Source organism: Campylobacter troglodytis (assembly GCF_006864425.1).
GTDB classification, from domain to species: Bacteria; Campylobacterota; Campylobacteria; order Campylobacterales; family Campylobacteraceae; genus Campylobacter_D; species Campylobacter_D troglodytis.
In genome coordinates this window covers 1-1,078 of the sequence record NZ_QHLI01000166.1, presented here as the reverse complement: position 1 = coordinate 1,078, position 1,078 = coordinate 1, and the positions used below count along the sequence as shown (strand labels likewise).

The following is a 1,078-nucleotide window of genomic DNA, read 5'->3' as shown; positions in this document are numbered from 1 at the left end:
GTGCCTAATTTAAATGATGCCTTTGTTGTGCTTGATCTTGGTTTTAGGGTTGGTGAGGGAGAGGATGGGAGTGTGGTAGAAGGAAGTGGGGAGGGGGTGGTGTGGGATACTAACTATATAAATGAATGGAAAAATATTAAAAATATAGCAAATTTAAAAACTGCTTATCAATTTATAGCCATGCTTGTTTATGATCTAACAGTGAGTAAAAAATCAAAAAGGCTTAATCAAAACGATATAATAAACTATTTAGAATTAAATCCAAACCTCGCTGGTAAGCTAGCCTATATTTATTATAGATTTGATCTAAGTAGTAATATAAAAGAAAACTATCAAGCTTATAAAAAAGATCTGAAAACCTTTACTCAAACAATTAACTTTGCACTAAATGAGCCTTATCTTAATACAAGCCTCACTTTAAAAGAGGCATTAAGACAAGAAAATGATCTTAAAAAATGGTGTGATGAATTTTTGAAGCTCATAAATAAAGATCTTATCTTAGATCTAAATATATCATATAAAAAATTGGGCAATAATATTTATGGCACATATAATCCCACAACAAATGCCCTTGAAATAAATATAAACAAAGCATCAAACAAAAAGGAGTTTTTAAGGACGCTAATACATGAGCTTAGACACGCTTACATACACAAAAAACAGCCTATGGATGATGATTTGTTAAAATACTTATTTTATTCTAGTAAATATTTTTATTTTTCCAAAGAAGATAGGAACTACTATAAATTTAAAACCTTTCAAATGCAAGGTGATGATCTTTATTTCTTACAGCCAAGCGAAAGAGATGCTAGGCTTATAGAAAAAATGATAAGGATCTAAGATGAATGTTGAAGAAGCTATAAAAGATGTTGAGTTTGTAGATTTTTGTCGTTTGCCACCTAAACCTAAACTCAACTTCCAATCCCACGACAAGTTCTTGCGTAGTCAAAAAACAAAAGAATTATATCTAGGCATAAACACAGGGCTAAATTTCCTTGAAGATTACTGCCCTAATGGGTTTTATCTTAAAAACGAGCATTTTGATCCTACCTTATACAAGCTAGGCTTATATCTTGGC

At 31.1% G+C, this 1,078-nt stretch carries 2 protein-coding genes; both read left to right on the top strand.

Going from position 1 to position 1,078, the window contains the following annotated elements; all coding sequences use genetic code 11:
- On the top strand, positions 1–840 hold an 840-nt coding region (locus DMC01_RS14115), incomplete at its 5' end, for a hypothetical protein (RefSeq protein ID WP_185908963.1).
- Position 841: 1 nt separating this feature from the next.
- A partial coding sequence (locus DMC01_RS12555; RefSeq protein WP_142694518.1) for a hypothetical protein occupies positions 842–1,078 on the top strand: 237 nt, incomplete at its 3' end.